We start from the raw sequence: 18,302 nt of genomic DNA, 5'->3' as shown, positions 1-18,302 counted from the left end.
TTGTCAGTTGTTGGGTAGCTCAATTGTCGCATCATCAAAACCGACAACCGATAACGAGGAACTGACAACGAATCAGCGGACCCGCAGCGCGAACAGCACGCCGGGGTTGGTGGGTAGCGCCCAAGGCTGGCCGGGCGTGGGCAGCAGCTGGGGTTCCCAGTGCAGGCTCAGGTCGGTGCTCACGTCAAAGTCCTGCAGGTGCGCATCCACCAGCGCATCCACGATTTGCAGGCTGTAGGCAATGCCGATGTAGAGGTAGAAAATGTCGCGGTAGCCCCGGTAGAACACGATACCATTGTTGATAGCATCGATGGTTTTAAACGTTCTGGCTTGCGGCCCCAGCAATTCATCGCCAAGCTGATAGCGCACGTTCGTGCTGGGATTGATGGCGGTTGGATTAGTGAGGTTATTGTAAGCGTCGGCGAACTGCCGGTAGCGCTGCTGATAGAATATCTCGCCCGCGATGGTGCCGCCCACGGCCCCGTATACGAGGGGCAGCTTCCACAAGCGGCGGTTATAAATCTGGCCCGCGCCAGGGAGAATGGCGGCCAACAGCGCCGCCTTGCCCGGCCGCGTAAGGCGTATTCCGGGATAACCAAACGCTCGGAACATATGCTCGGTGCGCTTGGCCGAATCGGCGGCGGCTTTCTGGCGCTTGGCGGTGGGCGTCACCACTACCTCGCGGCGCTCGGTGGTATCGGCCAGAATCTCGGCCGAGCTGCGGGTAGCGGGGGCATTTGGGTCGAATACCTGGGCCCGGGCGACGGAATTGACAAACAGGCCGCTTAGCAGCAACCCGAGGGCGATAAAGCGAGGAATTCGTTTTTTCATAACAAACCAGCTAACGGCATTTGCCGGGATTTAGCGTACCGGCATTCCGGTTTGGGTGTTACGACGGCTGCAGAATGTGCAGAATGCGCTGCATGTCCTCCACCGAATCGAAGGCGATTTTGATTTCGCCGTTGCCTTTGGGCGTGGGGCGCACCTGCACCCGCGAGCCGAAACGGTCGGTGAGGTGGCGCTCGGCGCGGCGGATTTCGGCTACCGGCACGGCGGCCGGGGACGGTGTGGTATCGCCATCGGCCTTGGGCTTGGCCTCGGCGCTGTTGCGGCCGTAGCCGTTGCGCACCAGCTCCTCCACGCGGCGCACGGAAAGTTCCTCGGCCACCGTTTTGCGGAACAGCTCGACCTGCAGCTTGGCATCGTCGAGGCCGATGAGGGCGCGGGCGTGGCCCATGCTGATTTCGGCGTCGCGCAGGCCAATCTGCACGTCGGGCGGCAGCTTCAGCAGGCGCAGGTAGTTGGTGACGGTCGTGCGGTTCTTGCCCACGCGGTCGCCGAGGTCTTCCTGGCGCAGGTTGCACTCACTCAGCAGGCGCTGGTAGCTGAGGGCAATTTCGATGGCATTCAGGTTTTCGCGCTGAATGTTCTCAATCAGGGCCATTTCCAGCATCTGCTGGTCGTCGGCCTTGCGGATGTAGGCTGGAATCGTCTCCAGGCCCGCCAGCTTGGAGGCCTGCAGGCGCCGCTCGCCACTGATGAGCTGGTACGAGTTGGTGCCGAGCTGGCGCAGCGTCACGGGCTGAATAATGCCTTGGATTTTGATACTGTCGGCCAGTTCCTGCAGGGCTTCCTTGTCGAAATGGGTGCGGGGCTGGTAGGGATTGGCCTCAATGTGCTCGACGGAAATGAAGCCCACCGAGTTGACGGGGTGCGACACCAGGCGCTCGCTGGAGCCGGGCCGCTCGCCTTTCTTGTCGTAGCTGCCTTCAATCAGGGCGTTGAGGCCCCGGCCCAGGCCACTCTTGCGTTTTACGGTAGCGGCGGCGGCCAGGGCAGCTTGCAATTTCTCTTCGTTTCTCTCTAGAGCCATAGTTCATCGGCCACGCCCATAAAAGGCCTGCGGCAACGGATGTCAAAATTACGGATTGTTGGGCGAAGGGCAAGCCGGAATGTTTGGCGCGGGCGGTTGAGGTTAAAATTAACCTTCCGAGCTAGCTGCGTAGTGTAAGCAAGCTTGAATTGATTCCTCGCTCAGTTCCGGAAAATCCTCCATAATATCGGCGTGACTCATGCCGTTGCCCAGCCAGTTCAGCACATCATCAACGCTGATGCGCGTACCCAGCAGACAGGCGCGGCCGAATCGGATTTCCGGGTCGATACCAATGAGCGGATGGGTAGGGCAAGGGTACACGATGAAAGCAATTTACAAGCTCATATATTTATTAAGCCCCGTGGGGGCGACAATCGTGTCAAGAATGCCGCTCCCACGGGGCTTTGAGAAACTGTGGAAGTTAGAGTTGCTACCGATATGATGTCCCGCTGGGGCTGTGCGACTCTCGCAACTCGCTTACAGTGGTTCAATATCAGTTGGTAACTGACTCCATTCCCGCCAGAGAGTTGCGTCTTCTGACTGTTGCTCCGTGGCGTTTCTTCCATTCCAAGCCCGATTCAAGTGGGAATAGATATGAGCGATATCGATTCGAAACTCAATGTCGCTGTAGTCACTGTTGCTATTCAGTTCTTTGCATAAGTTCGCCAGATGTTCTTGTGCATCTTCTAACTCATACATGAGAGTGGCCCAGGCAATTGGGTCGGTCCGTTTATCAATCACAAGCTGAACCGAATAAAGCCAACCCTAAATCCGCTCGTCCTCCGCCGTTTCCTCGGGGCTGGCTTCCACGCTATTCTTTTCCACGATTTCACGGGCCAGGTTGAGGTAGCTGATGGAGCCTTTGCTCTCGGCATCGTGCAGGATGACGGGGATGCCGAAGCTGGGCGACTCGCTCAGCTTCACGTTGCGGGGGATGATGGTGTCGAAGGCCAGCTGCTGGAAGTGCATCCGCACTTCCTCCACTACTTGGTTGGAGAGGCGCAGGCGCACGTCGTACATCGTGAGCAGGATGCCTTCAATTTCGAGCTCGGTGTTGAGGCGGCTCTGAATGATTTTGATGGTATTCAGCAGCTTACCCAGGCCTTCGAGGGCGAAATACTCGCACTGCACCGGGATAATGACCGAGTGCGCCGCCGTGAGGGCGTTGACCGTGATGAGGCCGAGCGAGGGCGAGCAGTCGATGATGATGAAGTCGTACTCGGCGGCGAGGGGGCGCAGGGCCTCCTTCATCTTCTCCTCGCGGTTGGGCAGGTTTATCATCTCTACCTCGGCCCCCACCAGGTCGATGTGGGAAGGCATGAGGTCGAGGTGGGGCAGAATGTTGGTGGGCACGATGATGTCGCGGGCATTGATGCCGTCGACCATGCACTCGTAGATGCTGTTCTGGATGTCCTTGGGGTCGTAGCCCACGCCGGAGGTGGCGTTGGCCTGGGGGTCGGCATCGACGAGCAGGGTCCGGTAGTCCAGGGCGGCCAGGGACGCCGCGAGGTTAATGGAGGTAGTGGTTTTGCCCACGCCGCCTTTCTGATTGGCTACCGCGATGATTTTTCCCATTGGAGTTAGTTGTCAGTTGTCAGTTGTTCGTTGTCAGTTGCTGGTTGTTTGATGTTCAGGGTGAGTTCGCGGGCCTTCTGAGCCTCATGGACTAACAACTGACAACGAACAACTGGCAACTAATAACTAATAACTTTTGCCGTAGCATTGTATCAGCTTCCGCACAAAGATACATTCTTTCCCTGTTCGCATGGCCCCTTTTTTGGCTCGTTGGGCTAGCTTATTGGCTAAACCTTTTGGATTCTGGCTGGGCGCGCTGGCGCTGGCCGGCTGCCACGACGCGGCCCGCCCGGCCGCCGACGAGCGCCGTGTGTTCCGCTACAACCAGCCCGAGGCGCTGTCCTCGCTCGACCCCGCCTTTGCCCGCAACCAAGCCAATTCCTGGGCCGTGTCGCAGCTGTTCAACGGGTTGATGGAGCTGGATTCGACCCTGCTGCCGGTGCCCGCGCTGGCCCGCCGCTACTCGATTTCGCCTGATGGGAGAACGTACACGTTCGTGCTGCGGCCGGGCGTGCGGTTTCACGACAGCGACGTTTTTGCCAGCGGCAAGGGCCGGGAAGTGATTGCCGCCGACTTCGTCTATAGCTTCAAGCGCATTCTGGATGCGGCCACGGCCAGCTCGGGCGGCTGGATTTTTCGGGGCAAGGTGCTGGAGAAGCCCGATGGCAGCATCAGCGACACGGCTTTTGTGGCGGCGAATGACTCGACGCTGCGCATTCACCTCAAGGAGCCGTTTATTCCGTTTCTGGGCATCCTCACCATGCCGTACGCCTACGTAGTGCCACACGAGGCGGTAGAGAAATACGGCAAGGATTTCCGCGAGCATCCGGTGGGCACGGGGCCGTTCCGGTTCAAACTCTGGGACGAGGGCAACGTGCTGCTCTACGAGCGCAACCCTAATTACTGGCGCACCGACCAGCAGGGCCGCAAGTTGCCTTATCTGGATGCCGTGGCCGTGAGCTTCCTGCCCGACCGCAAAACCGAGTTTCTGACCTTTATGCAGGGCAAGCTGGATTTTCTGTCGGGTATCCGGGCCGGCTCGCGCGACCTGATTATGCACCCCGACGGCACTATCCGGGAAGATTTCAAGGGCAAGTTCACGGTGCAGAAAGCGCCGTACCTGAACACCGAGTACCTGGGTTTTCAGCTCGATTCGGCCAATCTGATTGGGGAGCAGGCCGTGCAGGGGCGGGCCCTGCGCGATAAGCGCGTGCGCCAGGCGCTGAACTACGCCCTCAACAAGCCCGAAATGCTGACCTACCTGCTGAACCGCGTGGGCCACGCCGGCACCTCGGGCTTCGTGCCCACCGCGCTGCCCTCGTTCTCCGAAAAGGAGGTGCCCGGCTACACCTTTCAGCCGCAAAAGGCCCGCCAGCTGCTGCGCGCCGCCGGCTACGGCCCCCAGCGCCCGTTGAAACTGCGGCTGAGCACCGTGCTGGAACGCAAGGAAATAGGCGAGTATTTGCAGAAGCAGTGGGCCAACGTGGGCGTGCAGGTCCAGATTGACATTAACCAATCGGCGGCGCAGCAGGATTTGGTGGATAACGGCCGGGTGGCCTTCTTCGCCAAGAGCTGGCTCGGTGATTATCCCGATGCCGAAAACTACCTGGCCCTGTTCTACAGCCCCAATTTCAGCCCCGCCGGCCCCGACAAAACCCACTTCAAAAACGCGGCTTACGATAAACTATACGACGAAGCCCGCCGTACCCAGGACGTGGCCAAACGCACGGCGCTCTACCAGGCCATGGACCGCATTGTGGTGGAAGAGTCGCCCGTTATCAGCCTGTATTACGACGAGGTAGTGCGCCTGACGCAGAACAACGTGCGTGGCCTCACCCCGAACCCCATGAACCAGCTGCTGCTGGAACGGGTGCGCAAGGAGTAGCCATTCACAACATGAAACTGATGATGCGGAATTTGTTGATTTTGCTCGGGGCTGTAGTGCTGGCGGTGGCCGCGGAGCAGGGCGTGCACGCGCAGGCCACCAGTCCGATTTCCGCAGCGAGCCCATTAAGCATCGGCCAAACCTTCACGCTCGAATCGAGAGCACTGGGCGAAACCCGGCGCATCAACGTGTACTTGCCGCCGGCTTATATCGACTCAGCCGCGCTACGACTGCCGGTGCTGTACATGCCCGACGGCGGGATTGGCGAGGATTTTCTGCACGTCGCCGGGCTGGTGCAGGTATTGACGGGCAATGGCACGATGCGGCCCTTCATCCTGGTCGGCATCGAAAACACCCAGCGGCGGCGCGACCTGACGGGGCCAACTACCAGCGCCGAGGACCGCAAAATCGCGCCCAAAGTGGGCGGCTCGGCCGCGTACCGGCAGTTCATCCGCGAGGAGTTGATGCCCCTGGTGAAGCAACGCTACCGCACCACGGCCGAAACGGCCATCGTGGGCGAGTCGCTGGCCGGGCTGTTCGTGGTCGAAACCCTGCTGCTGGAGCCCAAGCTGTTCAATACCTACCTCGCCTTCGACCCCAGCCTGTGGTGGAATAACGGCCAACTGGCCAAGGAGGCTGCCACCCGGCTAAAGGTGCCTGGCCGCCCGGCCGTTGGCGTGTACCTAGCTACCAGTAGCCAGGGCGACACAGCAGTTACGCGCCGGCTGGTGCAGGCCGCTGGCCCGCGCGCCGGCCACTGGCACTACGAGGCCATGCCGCAGGAAACGCATGCCACCATCTACCATCCGGCGGCGTTGCGGGCATTCCGGGCGGTGTTCCGGTAATTTGGTAAATGTGGTTTCGCCACTCAAACGGTTGGGCTGAACGCGGCGAAGCATGCCGGCGGCGCTACTTCTCCAACCCATTCAGCTGCGCCAGTTGGTCGAGCTGGGTGCCGAAGACGGCGAAGAGGCTTTTCACGTTGTCTGGTGCGCCTTCTTCCACCGTCACGGTTTTCAGCGAGCCATCGGGCTGGCGCATGCCGATGATGGTGCCGGGCAGGTCGGAGGTGTAGCCCGCGTAGCGCTTCTCAAATTTTTCGAAGTGTGCCTGCCGGGCTTGGGCCAGTAGCGCCGCCACGGCGCTGGCGGGCATTTGCAGCTCTTTTTTGCCCATCATCGGCACGGCGCGGCTGCCTTCGTAAGCCACGCGGCCGTCGGCATATACGGCCATTTTATAGCCGGGGCAGGTGCCGTTGCAGGGTGTGCGCTCGAAGGTGAAGGCCGGGCCGGCGGTAGTTGGAGCGGGCTTGGCGGCCGTTTTCTTTGCCTTGGTTTTATGGATGCCGGGGCGCTGCGCACAGGCTGGTAGCACCATGCTGAAACCGAAGGAGCTGAGGAGCAGCAGGAGCGTGAGAAAGCGCATGGCGGTTGGGGTGATGAAATGAGTGCGTAAAAATAGGCGCACAAAAAACCGGCAATACGAAAACCATGCCTGCGGTTTCGGTATTGCCGGTTTGGGTGGTAAAGCAGAACGTCATGCTGAGCGAAGTCGAAGCATGACGTTCCTTTTTGGGGCAGAGATTCTGGCTGCTACGACTTGCGCTTGGCCTGGGCTTCGCGCTCCTGCGCCGCTTTCATGGCCTCGGCAATGCGGCCCTGAATGCCGCTGGGCTTCTTGTCCTTGTTCTTGATTTTGTTGGCGTCGAGCTGGGCGCGGATTTTGGTGTCATCCACGAAGGTTTTGGTGATGGCCTGCTGGGCGAAGGTGATGACGTTGGACACGAAGTAATACCAGGTGAGGCCCGCCGCGAAGCTGTTCAGCACGAACAGGAAGATGATGGGCATCAGGTAGCTGTAGGTCTTCATCGGGCCCTGCATGGCCGTGTTGGTCTGGTTGCTCTGCCAGGTCATGAGCAGGGTCGAGGCCGTCATCATCAGCGTGAACATCGAAACGTGGTCGCCGTACCATTTCACGTAGAAGGGCAGCTTCATGAACACGTCGTAGCTGCTCAAATCCTTGGCCCACAGGAAGCTTTGCTGGCGCAGCTCAATCGCGTTGGGAAAGAACTGGAACATGGCGAACAGAATCGGCAGCGTGAGCAGCTGCGGCACGCAGCCGCCCAGCGGGCTCACCCCGAAGGTGGAGTACAGCTTCTGGGTTTCCTGCTGCACCTTGGTGACATCGTCGCCGTACTTGGCTTTCAGCTCGTCAATCTCCGGCTTCAGCACTTTCATGCGGGCCTGGCTCTCGTAGCTTTTGTAGGTAAGCGGCCAGGTTACGAGCTTGATGAGCAGTACCAGTAGCGCGATAATCAGGCCGTAGGAGCTGATGTACTGTTCCAGGAAGTGGAACACCGGCAACACGATAAACCGGTTTACCCAGCGGAACAGGCCCCAGCCGAGGTACACGTTGCGGTCGAACTCAGGCGTTACGGCCTTGAGCAGGTTGAACGAGTTCGGGCCGAAGAAAAAACGGTACTGGCCGCGGCCCTGCTCCACCTCGGCCACCGGAATGGTCAACGTCGAGCTCAGAGTTTTGATGGTCGTGGAGTCTTCCAGGTTTACGTCGGCGTTGAAGGCACCGCCCGCGAAGGGCTGCTGGTCGGCGATGAAGCCGGCCACGAAAAAGTCGTGCTTGTGCGCGGCCCATTTCACGGGGCCGGCGGCCTTGTATTCCTCGGGCTTCTCACTGGTTACGGCCAACGAGCCCTGGTCGCCGGTGGCCAGGTAGTGGTTGATGGTGGTGTTGTTGCGGTTCTGCTTGAGGTCCTGCTCGGTCTGGCGCACCTGGTCCACGAAAGTGAAGGTGAGCGGCTCCTGGGCTACGGTGCGCTCCAGGCCCAGCAGGCGCAGGTCGTACTTCACTTCGAAGCTATTGGCGGGCAGCGAATACGTCTGCACAATGCTGCCACCGGCCACCGGCGCGCTCAGCGTGAGCACCGAGCCCGCGGCCGTCTGCGACGGCACAGCCTGGAAATTCAAATCCGAAAACTTGATGGTCTTGCCATCAACGGTCCGGAACTTGGTGTCCATGCGGGCACTGTTGGCATCGAACAAATCGAGCGGCTTCCCGAAGAACGTCTTGTATTTATTCATCCGCACGGCCGTGATGCGGCCGCCGCGGGTCGAGAAGGTGACGGTGATGTTCTCGTTGGCCAGGGTGACATCCCTGGCCGGGCCCGCCGTGGTGTCGAGCGCAACTTCCGGTACCATGGCCGTAGTTGCGGCGGGCGTCGTGGGTGCTTTGGCGGCAGTGGTGGTCGCGGGTGGGGTTTTGCCGGCGGGTTTTTCATCCGGGTTCTTCGGGCTGAAGAAGAACAGGTACACGAGGAGCAAGGCCGAAATAAGGAACAGGCCGGTTGCTGAATTTCTATCCATTAGTAAAAAAGGTTGCGAAGGGGCAAAGGTACGGCGGGACGCTGTGCTTAAGGAAGAATGAGGAATTAAGAATAAAGTCGCCTCTCATCCTGCGCCCAGCAAAGGACCTCATCGCGGTTGAACGTTTGATATTACAGCAAACAGCTCTGCGGTGATAAGGTCCTTCGCTGGGCGCAGGATGACAGGCGACTTCATTAATCGCAGGCGTCCTACCCCTTGCGGTGCTGAATAGCGGCCCGCACAAAGCGCACGAACAGCGGGTGCGGTTGCTCCACGGTGCTTTTCAGCTCGGGGTGGAACTGGCCAGCCACGAACCAAGGGTGCGTGGGAAGCTCAATTACTTCGACCAGGCCGGTTTCGGGGTTGGTGCCGGTGGCTTGCAGGCCCGAGTCCTCGAACTGCTGCAGGTACTGGTTATTAAACTCGTAGCGGTGGCGGTGGCGCTCGCTGATGTGGTTGCGGGCATAGGCCTTAGCGGCTTTCGAGCCCCGGCGCAGGTCGCAGGCGTAGGCCCCGAGGCGCATGGTGCCACCTTTTTGGGTGATGCTCTTCTGCTCCTCCATCATGGCGATGACGGGGTCGGGGGTGAGGGCGTCCATCTCGGTGGAGTTGGCGTGGGGCAGGCCCAGCACGTTGCGGGCGTATTCCACCACCGCCACCTGCATGCCCAGGCAAATGCCGAAGAACGGGATATTATTCTCCCGCACATATTTCACGGCCACGATTTTGCCCTCGAAACCCCGCTCGCCGAAGCCGGGAGCCACCAGTACGCCGTCGCAGCCGTGCAGCAGCGCGGCAATGTTTTCGGGCGTGATGTTGTCGGACTGGATGCTGCGCACCGTCACCTTGCACTCGTTTTGAGCGCCGGCGTGCACGAAAGCTTCGTTGATGGATTTGTAGGCGTCGGGTAGCTCCACGTACTTGCCCACCAGGGCAATGGTCACTTCCTCGGTCGGGTTTTTCAGCTTGCCCAGGAAGTCTTTCCAGGCTTCCAAATCGGGCTGCAACGTGCCGCCGGTCAGTTTCAGGCGCTTGATGACGCGCTCATCGAGGCCCTCTTTGCGCATCAGCAGGGGCACCGAGTAGATGCTGTCGGCATCGAGGCTTTCGATAACCGAGTTGATTTTGACGTTGCAGAACAGCGCGATTTTGCGGCGCATCTCGGCCGGCATGGGGTGCTCGGTGCGGCACACCAGGATGTCGGGCTGCAGACCGGCCTCGCGCAGGTCGCGAACCGAGTGCTGGGTGGGCTTAGTTTTGAGCTCGCCGGCGGCCTTCAAATACGGCACCAGCGTGAGGTGAATGACCAGCGAGTCGGCATCGGGCAGCTCCCAGCGGAGCTGGCGCACGGCCTCCACGAAGGGCAGGCTTTCGATGTCGCCGATGCAGCCGCCGATTTCGGTAATCACCACGTCGAACTGGCCGTTCTGGCCCAGCAGCAGCATGCGCCGCTTAATCTCGTCGGTGATGTGGGGCACCACCTGCACGGTTTTGCCGAGGAACGCGCCCTCGCGCTCGCGGCGGATGACGTGGTCGTAGATGCGGCCGGTGGTAACGTTGTTGGCCTGCGAGGTGGGCGTGTTCAGGAACCGCTCGTAGTGGCCGAGGTCGAGGTCGGTTTCGGCCCCGTCGTCGGTCACGTAGCACTCGCCGTGCTCGTACGGGTTCAGCGTACCGGGGTCGATGTTGATGTAAGGGTCGAACTTCTGGATGGTGACTCGGAACCCGCGGGCCTGCAAAAGCTTGGCCAGCGAGGCGGAAATGATTCCTTTGCCGAGTGAAGAAGTGACGCCGCCGGTAACGAAAATATATTTCGCTGCCGACGCGCTGGGGGAGGGGATTGAGCGTTCGGGCATGACGGGAGTCAAAAGTACGGCACCCGAATTTGGCATGCGGGAAAATATGCAGGGCGCGGGCCGGGCCGGGCGGCGAAACTGCTGTCCGGGCCAGCCAAAGCCCATCAAACCAGAGCCCATGCGCGCAGTTAAAAAAACGGCGCGCCGCTCAAGGCAAAGGATTGCAAAGCGGCTGGAAATGAGTACATTTATTCATGGCACATTTCATCAATCACCTCGTTCATGCCTGGGGCCTGAGTCCGGTCCACTACTGGCACCTCCGCTTGCTGGTTGCCTTGTTGCTCGTTCCCTTGCTTGGCGTGCTCTACGTGGTGATTTTCGATAGGCCCAAGCGTCCGACAACGGGCCGGCAGCTGTGGCATCGGTAGGCTACTGGCTGGCAGATTAGACCGTCATGCCGAGCGTAGCCGAAGCATCTTGCTCCCACTGTTTGCAGTGAATAAATGACCGAAGCACGTGAGTTGCCTCGGCTACACCCGACATGACGGCCTGTAGTTCTGCCTGACGGGCTTACCCGGCCCAACTTTTCGCGGACTTGCGCAGATAGGCGTTTCTTTGGGTTGTTCAACCCAACCTGATGCCCATGCTGCATTCCAGTCTCCTTCTTCTGCTCACCCTGCTCTTCGCAACGTTTCTGCTGGTGATGCTGGGGCAGAAGCTGGGTATTTCCTATCCCATTTTTCTGGTGCTGGGCGGGCTGGGGCTGAGTTTTGTACCGGGGTTGCCGGAGATACACATTGCGCCCGAGGTTATTTTTCTGGTGTTTCTGCCGCCGCTGCTCTACGAAGGGGCGTGGTACATCGCCTGGCACGACTTCTGGCGCTGGCGGCGGCCCATTGTGCTGCTGGCCTTTGGGCTGGTGGTGTTCACCTCGGGCATTGTGGCGGTGGTGGCCCATTGGCTCATTCCGGGCTTCACGCTGGCGCTGGGCTTTCTGCTGGGCGGCATTATCTCGCCACCCGATGCCGTGGCCGCCGCCACGGTGCTCAAAGACGTGAGCGTACCCAAGCGCATCACCTCCATTGTGGAAGGCGAGGGGCTGCTGAACGACGCCAGCAGCCTGATTGTGTTTCAGTTTGCCCTGGCGGCGGTGGTGTCGGGCACCTTTGTGTGGCAGCAGGCGGCGGTGAGTTTCCTGCTGGTGGCCGGGGGCGGGCTGGCCGTGGGGCTGGTGGTGGCGGGCGGCTTCTACCTCATTCACAAGTACCTGCCTACCACGCCCAGCATCAACACGGCGCTCACATTTATGGCACCCTACGTGATGTACCTGCTGGCCGAGGAGTTGAACGTGTCGGGGGTGCTGGCCGTGGTGAGCGGGGGACTGCTGATGTCGTATTTCTCGCACCGGGTGTTCGATGCCAACACGCGCCTGCAGGCCACGAGCTCGTGGGCGAGCGTGGTGTTTGTGCTCAACGCGCTGGTCTTTATTCTCATCGGCCTGCAGCTGCCCATCGCGGTGGGAGGCCTGGGCAGCTATTCCCTGGGGCAGGCGATTATATATGGGCTGCTGATGAGTGGGGTGGTCATCGCCGTCCGGCTGCTGTGGGTGTACCCGGGGGCCTTTCTGCCGCGCTGGCTGAGCCGGCGCGTGCGGGCCAGCGAGCCCAGCCCCGGCTGGCAGGGACCGTTGGTGCTGGGGTGGGCCGGCATGCGCGGGGTGGTGTCGTTGGCGGCGGCCCTGTCGGTGCCGCTGCTGGCCAACGGGCAGGCTTTTCCGCAGCGCAACCTCATTTTGTTCATCACCTTCGTGGTGATACTGGTGACGCTGGTATTTCAGGGGCTCACGCTGCCGCTCATCGTCCGCTTCACCAAAATTGCGGCGCTCGAAGACCGCATCCCGCTCGAAGAGCAGGAAGCCAGCGTGCGCCTGCACCTGCGCCAGGCTGCCGTGAAACACCTGCAAGCCCATCAGGCCGCCGAAAACCAGGACAATGAGCTAATCGCCCGCCTCCGGCAGCGCCTTGAAACGGAAGTCAGCCTCACTACCCGCACGCTCAACTCGCTCGAAACCGACCAGTCGGGCCGCGACGTCCTGCGCCAATACCACCGCGTGCTGCTCGACGTGCTGCGTGTGGAGCGCGAGGCCCTGGCCCACCTGCGCCACCACGACTCGTTCGACGACGAAGTGCTGCGCCAGCAGGAAGCCCAGCTCGATTTGGACGAGGCCAAGGTGAAGCACATTGAGCGCTAGGCCAGCGCCCGAACGCTGGTGCCGCCGCTGCCATCCTCCAAGCTTTGGCTGGCCGGCGCAGCAAGTGGTATTGGGCGGCATTATTGGGCGTTAAAGCATTGGCGTGCTGCTAGTATAGGTTTGAGCGCGCGATGCTCTCGCCCTGATTACTGGTCAGCGGGGTGGTGAGGACTTGGCGCATGCCCTGGGCCGCGCGGGTTTTGCGGCTCGGCCAGCGCTGGGCGGGCCAGCAGGCCCACGCGCAGGTACTGCCGCAGCCCTTGGCGGTTCCAGAAAAAGAGGCCCCCCGCCAAGGCCAGGTAGAGCCAGCCCATGCCGGTGAGCACCTGAATGGTGCGGCCCTCGTCGTGTTGAAACGCAAAAGCCAGCCCGAACTGCACAACGAAAAGAGACAGCAGCGTAACGGCGCTGGCCAAGCTCAGGCGCAGGCGCAGCAGCAGCGCCACGGCAAACAGAGATTGGGCCGCTGTGAGGAAGAATTCCTCGTGCTGGCGGGCATCGAGCGGGAAGCTGGTCAGGTGGCCAGCTCCGACGGCGTACACCACCGGAATCATGCCCACGAGCAGCGTCCACTGGTTGATTTTGTCGCTGACCAGGGCCCCGAGGGCGGCCGTGGGGCGATTGTTGAGCACGAAGAGCACCACCAGCACCACCTCGGGCACTTCGCTGGCAAAGGGCGCGACCCATTGCACCAGCAGAAACTGGTTGACGCCCAACTGGCGACCGGCCGCGAGCAGCGATTCCGCGAATGGCTCGGCGGCCATCACGATGACGGCCACGGCCACCAGCGTCAGCACGCCCATAATCAGCCATTGCTGCCGGACGGGCAGGGTAGCCAGGGCTGCCGCCGGGCCTACCTCGTCGTCGTCGTCCTCCGCTTCTTCTGCTGCGTCGTGGTCGGCTTTGGCCAACTTGCTCAGCCGCCAGAGGTAGGCGGCGAAGATGCCCACCAGCACCACGCAATCGATGAGCCCAATGCGGCCCTTCCACACGATGACGAAGGAATAGAGGCTGGCCAGGGCCAGGTAGGCGATTTCAGCGGCGTTGTCCCAGCTTAGCTCGACGGCCTTTTTGCCGCTGTGCCACCAATAAAGCCCCACGATGAGCGGCCAGCCTGCCCCGATGAGCAGGCGGTTGGCTCCGGTCATGTTGGCGGCCGCGAAGCCGGCGTAGGCCGAGCCGGGGTGCAGGCCGGCCTGGTAGGTGTAGTAGAGGTCCACTGCGTATTCGGGCAGGACGGTCACCAGGGCCAGCACCCCGATAACCAGGCCCTGCGAGACGTGCTCCTCGGCCGCCTCCGCGCCCCACGAGAGCAGGAACCCCGCCCCGAGAATGGCCACGAAGAAAATGGCGGCTTCGAGCAGGGGCGCGACGTGTAGGTGGCTCAGGCGCAGGTAAAAGCCCGGCAAGGTTGCGGCCACGGCCAGTACCACATAAAGGAAAAATTTTCTCATCGAGCGCGCGGAGTCAAGCGTAGGGTGTGCTGCCCTTACGGGACCGTCCCACGGCGGTTATAGCCGACGCCCTCATTGCGCCCTTTCGTACTGTCCGGGGGTAGGCTTGTCCCTTGCGGTTACCAGCGAATAATGCTACTGCTGCTCGCCGGCCAGCGCTTTGAGTGAGCAGTGCTGGAAGACGATGCAGCTCTTCCGTACCCGACTCCGGCCGTTGCGTATAGCGGGCACTTATCAACCTTCCCGGCTTCATGCGTATTATTTTCCCTGGCCCGATTGCCCTGGCGCTGCTGCTCATAGCTGCCGGCCCGCTGGCGACCCATCGCCCGGCTCGTGCACTTGTGGCCGCACACCGGGCCCCTCTATTTGACGCGGGCCCGGTCGCCGCCGGCTTGCGCACGGTGGGTTCGGTGGCCGGGGTGGTGCCGGAAAGCTCGGGGCTGGCCCCGGCCGAGCCGGCCGGCACGTATTACAGCTTCGGCGACAACGGCAACCCGCCCCGCTTGTTCCACCTCAACGCCACCGGCCACCTGCTCGGCACCGTGGACGTGGGCGCGCCCAACACCGACTGGGAAAGCCTGAGCCGCGACTTCCGGGGCAACTACTACGTGGGCGACTGCGGCAACAACAAAAACGAGCGTCGCGACCTGGCCATCTACCGGTTCCGGCCGGACCACCCCGGCTCGGTCGGGGCCATCCGCTTTGTGTACCCCGACCAAAAGGCCTTTCCGCCCGCCCCGGAGCAGCGCAACTTCGATGTGGAAGCCAGCCTCTGGCGCGATGGGAAGGTGTGGCTTTTTACCAAGGACCGGGGCCAGCAGCGCATCAGCAAGGTATACACCGTGCCCGACCAGCCCGGCCGCTATACCGCCAAGCTGGTTACTTCCCTGGCCATTCCCGGCCAGGTGACTGATGCGGCCCTGCGCCCCGACGGCCACCGGCTGGTGCTGCTGGCGCGCGGCGAATTATTCGTGCTGGATGGCAACTCGTGGGCCGATGTGCTGAAAGCCACGCCCCGCCAATTCAGCCTGGCCGGGGCCGGCCAGACCGAGGGCGCTGCCTTCAAAGACAACCAGACGTTGCTGCTCACTACGGAGCAAGGCGCAGTGTACGAGTATAAGCTGCCCTAACTAGTGCCCAGACCGGGCCTTGAGGCTATCAATCTGATTCAATAACTTAACCAGCGACGCGAATGAAAATGCTCAACAAGGTGCCGGCGGTGACGCTGATTTTCTGGATTATCAAGATTATGGCCACCACCGTCGGGGAGACGGCCGCCGACTTTCTCGCCTTTAATCTGAAGCTCGGCCTCTCGAATACTTCCTTGCTCATGGCGGGCCTGCTGGTCGTGGCCCTGTTGCTGCAGCTGCGGGCCCACCGCTACGTACCGGCCCTGTACTGGACGGTCGTGGTCTTCGTGAGCATCGTCGGGACGCTGATTTCGGATAACCTGGTCGACAACTTCGGCGTCAGCCTCGTCACCACCACCATCCTGTTTGCCGCCGCGCTGGTTCTCGTATTCGCCCTCTGGTATGCCAGTGAAAAGACTTTGTCCGTGCACAGCATCGAAACCACCAGGCGCGAGCTGTTTTACTGGGCGGCCATTCTGTGCACGTTTGCCCTGGGCACATCGGCCGGCGACCTCATCGGCGAAAGCATGGGTCTGGGTTACGTAAAGTCGGCCCTGCTCTTTGGCGGGCTCATCGCCGTGACGTTCCTGGCCTACCGCTACCTGCAGCTGAATGCGGTGCTGGCCTTCTGGGCGGCCTACATTCTCACGCGTCCGCTGGGCGCTTCTTTGGGCGACTGGCTGACGCAGGCCCCGAAAGATGGTGGGCTGGGCATCAGTACGACCATTATCAGCGCGATTTTTCTGGTCACCATCGTCGGGCTGGTTTTTTACCTAAGCCGGCAGCAAAAAGAAGAAGACTTGGTGGCTATTCCGCAGGGCGACTTCAACTTCGACCACGAGAATTTTCAGGCGACTTCGCTTGCCAACAGGAATGAGAAACCACAAGAATAAGCGCCAATTATGTGCGTTTCCTGACCGGCAGCGCGCCGCCCATGCCCTGTTTACGCGCTGCTTCCTGGCCCGCCGCCACTGAACCAGGCCTGCACCTGCGCCCGCCGCAGCTTGCTGATGGGCACTTGACAGCGGCCCACGTGCAGCAGGTTGCCGGCAATGACCCCGACGTGCGCCGGGGCCATGATGCTCACGGTGCCGGAGATGAAAAACAGCAGTCGCCTCCGAAACAGGCGTAGGTTCACCACCAATTCGCCGAGCAGGTTGCTGCACTCCGTGTTGTGGATGCGTCAGGTTCGAAGGGTATGATGCCGTGGAAGCACAGCACAGTGCGGCCGGAATGGCCAGCAGGCGCAGCCAGTTGAAGTTGTTTGCCTAAGGGTTGATTGCGGCCCAAGCCGCCCACTACGCCGCCAGCTCCCAGTTGATTTGACCAAGCGCCCGAAAGCGGTGACCACGGGACCACAGCCGTTCGTTCCGTCATTTATTCGAACCCGAAAAGCCACCCCAGCCCCGTTTGCTGCGTAAGTTGCGACCGATGCTACGCCCGTTCTATTTCCTGCTGCTCACTTTGGGCATTACCCAATTATCGGCCTGCGCCCAGTCGGCCACCGATAAGCCGGCCGCTGCGCTTTCGGCGGTGCAGGCCGGCCATCCGCTGCCCTGGCTCGATTCGCTGCTGGCGGCCTCGACCATCCTGCGCCAGCACCAGGTGGGTTTGAGCCTGGCCTACGCCGACAGCGCCCGCCCATTCTACGGCTACCAGGAGGCCAAATACTTCACGCCGGCCAGCACCATGAAGCTATTCAGCCTCTACGCCGGCCTGCACATTCTCACCGATTCGCTGCCCAGCCTGCGTTACTTCAGCCGCCACGATACACTCTTTTTCCAAGGCACCGGCGACCCGACGCTGCTGCACGGCGACGTGCCCAACCGCCGCGCCTTCAGCTTCCTGCTGAACCGGCCCGAGCGCACCTTAGCCTACTGCGATATTGCTGCCGTCGCTCCCTTCGGCCCCGGCTGGACCTGGGACGACTACGGCTACTACTTCCAGCCCGAGCGCACGGCCTTCCCCATCTACGGCAACACGGTGCGCTTCTATGCCACTCCGCCCGCGCCGGTACGCCACGGCGGCGTGGCGGCCGTGCGGCCGGCGGTACCGGCGCAGTCGCGCATTCGGGTGCTGCCGCGCTACTTTGCGCCGCTGGTAGGCCCGGCCCCGGCCGACCTGCGCACGCCCGGCCTCGACGCCGATACCCACATTATTCGCGCGCTGCACGAAAACCGCTTTTATGTACTGCCCACCGCTAAAAAGTGGGTCGATGAAACGCCCTTCGTGACGAGCCGCGGGCTGATGCTGCGGCTGCTGGGCGACACCCTGCGCCGGGCCACCAGCAGCGCCGCGTGGCAGCCCCGGCCGGGGCAGGACTCCATCCGCACGCTGTACGGGCTGCGGGTCGACTCGCTTTACCGCCGCATGCTGCGCGTGAGCGACAATTTTCTGGCCGAGCAGCTGCTGCTGATGTGCAGCACCAAAATTGGCTACCGCGACTCGCTCAGCACCGGCCGCGTGATTCGCTACGCCCGCAAAAACCTGCTTGGCACGCTGCCCGACCCCGTGCTGTGGGTCGATGGCTCGGGGCTCTCGCGCCTTAATCTCGTCACGCCCCGCACCCTCACCGGCCTGCTCCTCAAGCTGCACCAGGAGCTGCCCGAGCGCCGCCTGCTGAGTTTGCTGGCGGCCGGGGGCGGCCAGGGTACCCTGCGCAAGCGCTACCACGATACCGCCGGCCCCTGGGTGTGGGGCAAAACCGGCACGCTCAGCAACAACCTGAATGTGTGCGGCTACCTGCGCACCAAAAGCGGCCGGCTGGTGGCCTTCAGCTTCCTGAACAACAACCACGTCGTGCAGAGCGGCCCCATGCGCAACGAAGTAGAGCGCGTGCTGCGCCAGGTGCGCGAGCGACTATAGGGCGGCTGCTTCGGCGCGGGTAGGCCAAAATTCCGCTTTGGCCCCCGAGAACAGCCTCGATTGCTATTTTTCAACGCAGTTTCGCGCTTCAAT

The 18,302-nt window shown here is 61.7% G+C and carries 16 protein-coding genes; 7 read left to right on the top strand and 9 right to left on the bottom strand.

Translation table 11 applies throughout. The annotated features are described in order from the left end of the window. Positions 1–72: 72 nt before the first annotated feature. The 4 genes from ABIB44_RS05345 to ABIB44_RS05330 form a co-directional block, all read right to left on the bottom strand. On the bottom strand, positions 73–831 hold the full coding sequence (locus ABIB44_RS05345; protein ID WP_354583583.1) for a DUF5683 domain-containing protein: 759 nt from the start codon (positions 829–831) through the stop codon (positions 73–75). A gap of 58 nt (positions 832–889) precedes the next feature. Continuing rightward, positions 890–1,873, bottom strand: a complete 984-nt coding sequence (locus ABIB44_RS05340) for a ParB/RepB/Spo0J family partition protein (protein ID WP_354583582.1) — start codon at positions 1,871–1,873, stop codon at positions 890–892. 108 nt (positions 1,874–1,981) lie between these two features. After that, entirely contained in the window at positions 1,982–2,194 is a 213-nt protein-coding gene (locus tag ABIB44_RS05335) for a DUF433 domain-containing protein (protein WP_354583581.1), read from the bottom strand. Positions 2,195–2,638: 444 nt separating this feature from the next. Then, on the bottom strand, positions 2,639–3,448 hold the full coding sequence (locus tag ABIB44_RS05330) for a ParA family protein (protein ID WP_354583580.1): 810 nt from the start codon (positions 3,446–3,448) through the stop codon (positions 2,639–2,641). Between the two features lie 190 nt (positions 3,449–3,638). Here ABIB44_RS05330 and ABIB44_RS05325 point away from each other — a divergent pair, with 190 nt between their 5' ends. Next, entirely contained in the window at positions 3,639–5,333 is a 1,695-nt protein-coding gene (locus ABIB44_RS05325; RefSeq protein WP_354583579.1) for an ABC transporter substrate-binding protein, read from the top strand. A 32-nt stretch (positions 5,334–5,365) separates the two neighbouring features. Next, positions 5,366–6,178 carry an alpha/beta hydrolase gene (locus ABIB44_RS05320; RefSeq protein ID WP_354583578.1) on the top strand — a complete coding sequence of 271 codons (813 nt, stop codon included), beginning with the start codon at positions 5,366–5,368 and terminating at the stop codon, positions 6,176–6,178. 64 nt (positions 6,179–6,242) lie between these two features. Here ABIB44_RS05320 and ABIB44_RS05315 read toward each other — a convergent pair whose 3' ends face one another. From ABIB44_RS05315 to pyrG, 3 genes are all read right to left on the bottom strand, one after another. Further along, positions 6,243–6,800 (bottom strand): DUF6438 domain-containing protein, encoded by a 558-nt coding sequence (locus ABIB44_RS05315; protein ID WP_354583577.1) that lies wholly within the window; start codon positions 6,798–6,800, stop codon positions 6,243–6,245. A gap of 125 nt (positions 6,801–6,925) precedes the next feature. Beyond that, positions 6,926–8,713 (bottom strand): membrane protein insertase YidC, encoded by a 1,788-nt coding sequence (gene yidC / locus ABIB44_RS05310; RefSeq protein ID WP_354583576.1) that lies wholly within the window; start codon positions 8,711–8,713, stop codon positions 6,926–6,928. Positions 8,714–8,922: 209 nt separating this feature from the next. Beyond that, positions 8,923–10,569 carry a CTP synthase gene (gene pyrG / locus ABIB44_RS05305; RefSeq protein WP_354583575.1) on the bottom strand — a complete coding sequence of 549 codons (1,647 nt, stop codon included), beginning with the start codon at positions 10,567–10,569 and terminating at the stop codon, positions 8,923–8,925. Between the two features lie 194 nt (positions 10,570–10,763). Here pyrG and ABIB44_RS05300 point away from each other — a divergent pair, with 194 nt between their 5' ends. After that, the gene (locus ABIB44_RS05300; RefSeq protein WP_354583574.1) at positions 10,764–10,937 is read left to right on the top strand and encodes a hypothetical protein; all 174 of its coding nucleotides are present in this window, start codon (positions 10,764–10,766) and stop codon (positions 10,935–10,937) included. A gap of 215 nt (positions 10,938–11,152) precedes the next feature. Then, entirely contained in the window at positions 11,153–12,760 is a 1,608-nt protein-coding gene (locus ABIB44_RS05295) for a Na+/H+ antiporter (RefSeq protein WP_354583573.1), read from the top strand. A 146-nt stretch (positions 12,761–12,906) separates the two neighbouring features. Here ABIB44_RS05295 and ABIB44_RS05290 read toward each other — a convergent pair whose 3' ends face one another. After that, the gene (locus ABIB44_RS05290) at positions 12,907–14,214 is read right to left on the bottom strand and encodes a sodium/calcium exchanger protein (protein ID WP_354583572.1); all 1,308 of its coding nucleotides are present in this window, start codon (positions 14,212–14,214) and stop codon (positions 12,907–12,909) included. A 251-nt stretch (positions 14,215–14,465) separates the two neighbouring features. On the opposite strand from ABIB44_RS05290, the gene ABIB44_RS05285 reads away from it, so the two are divergent. Both ABIB44_RS05285 and ABIB44_RS05280 read left to right on the top strand, forming a co-directional pair. Then, positions 14,466–15,344: an SdiA-regulated/phytase-like domain-containing protein gene (locus ABIB44_RS05285; protein WP_354583571.1), complete on the top strand. Its 879-nt coding sequence runs from the start codon at positions 14,466–14,468 to the stop codon at positions 15,342–15,344. A 62-nt stretch (positions 15,345–15,406) separates the two neighbouring features. Further along, complete coding sequence (locus ABIB44_RS05280) at positions 15,407–16,237, top strand: COG4705 family protein (RefSeq protein WP_354583570.1); 831 nt, start codon at positions 15,407–15,409, stop codon at positions 16,235–16,237. A 50-nt stretch (positions 16,238–16,287) separates the two neighbouring features. Here ABIB44_RS05280 and ABIB44_RS05275 read toward each other — a convergent pair whose 3' ends face one another. After that, positions 16,288–16,485 (bottom strand): hypothetical protein, encoded by a 198-nt coding sequence (locus ABIB44_RS05275; protein ID WP_354583569.1) that lies wholly within the window; start codon positions 16,483–16,485, stop codon positions 16,288–16,290. A gap of 290 nt (positions 16,486–16,775) precedes the next feature. Here ABIB44_RS05275 and ABIB44_RS05270 point away from each other — a divergent pair, with 290 nt between their 5' ends. Then, a complete protein-coding gene (locus ABIB44_RS05270; RefSeq protein WP_354583568.1) occupies positions 16,776–18,209 on the top strand; it encodes a D-alanyl-D-alanine carboxypeptidase in 1,434 nt (477 codons plus the stop codon). The last annotated feature ends 93 nt before the right edge of the window (positions 18,210–18,302 follow it).

Source organism: Hymenobacter sp. UYCo722, assembly GCF_040547115.1.
Classification (GTDB): domain Bacteria; phylum Bacteroidota; class Bacteroidia; order Cytophagales; family Hymenobacteraceae; genus Hymenobacter.
Note: the sequence above shows the minus strand (reverse complement) of the source record. Positions and strands in the feature narration are given on the sequence as shown.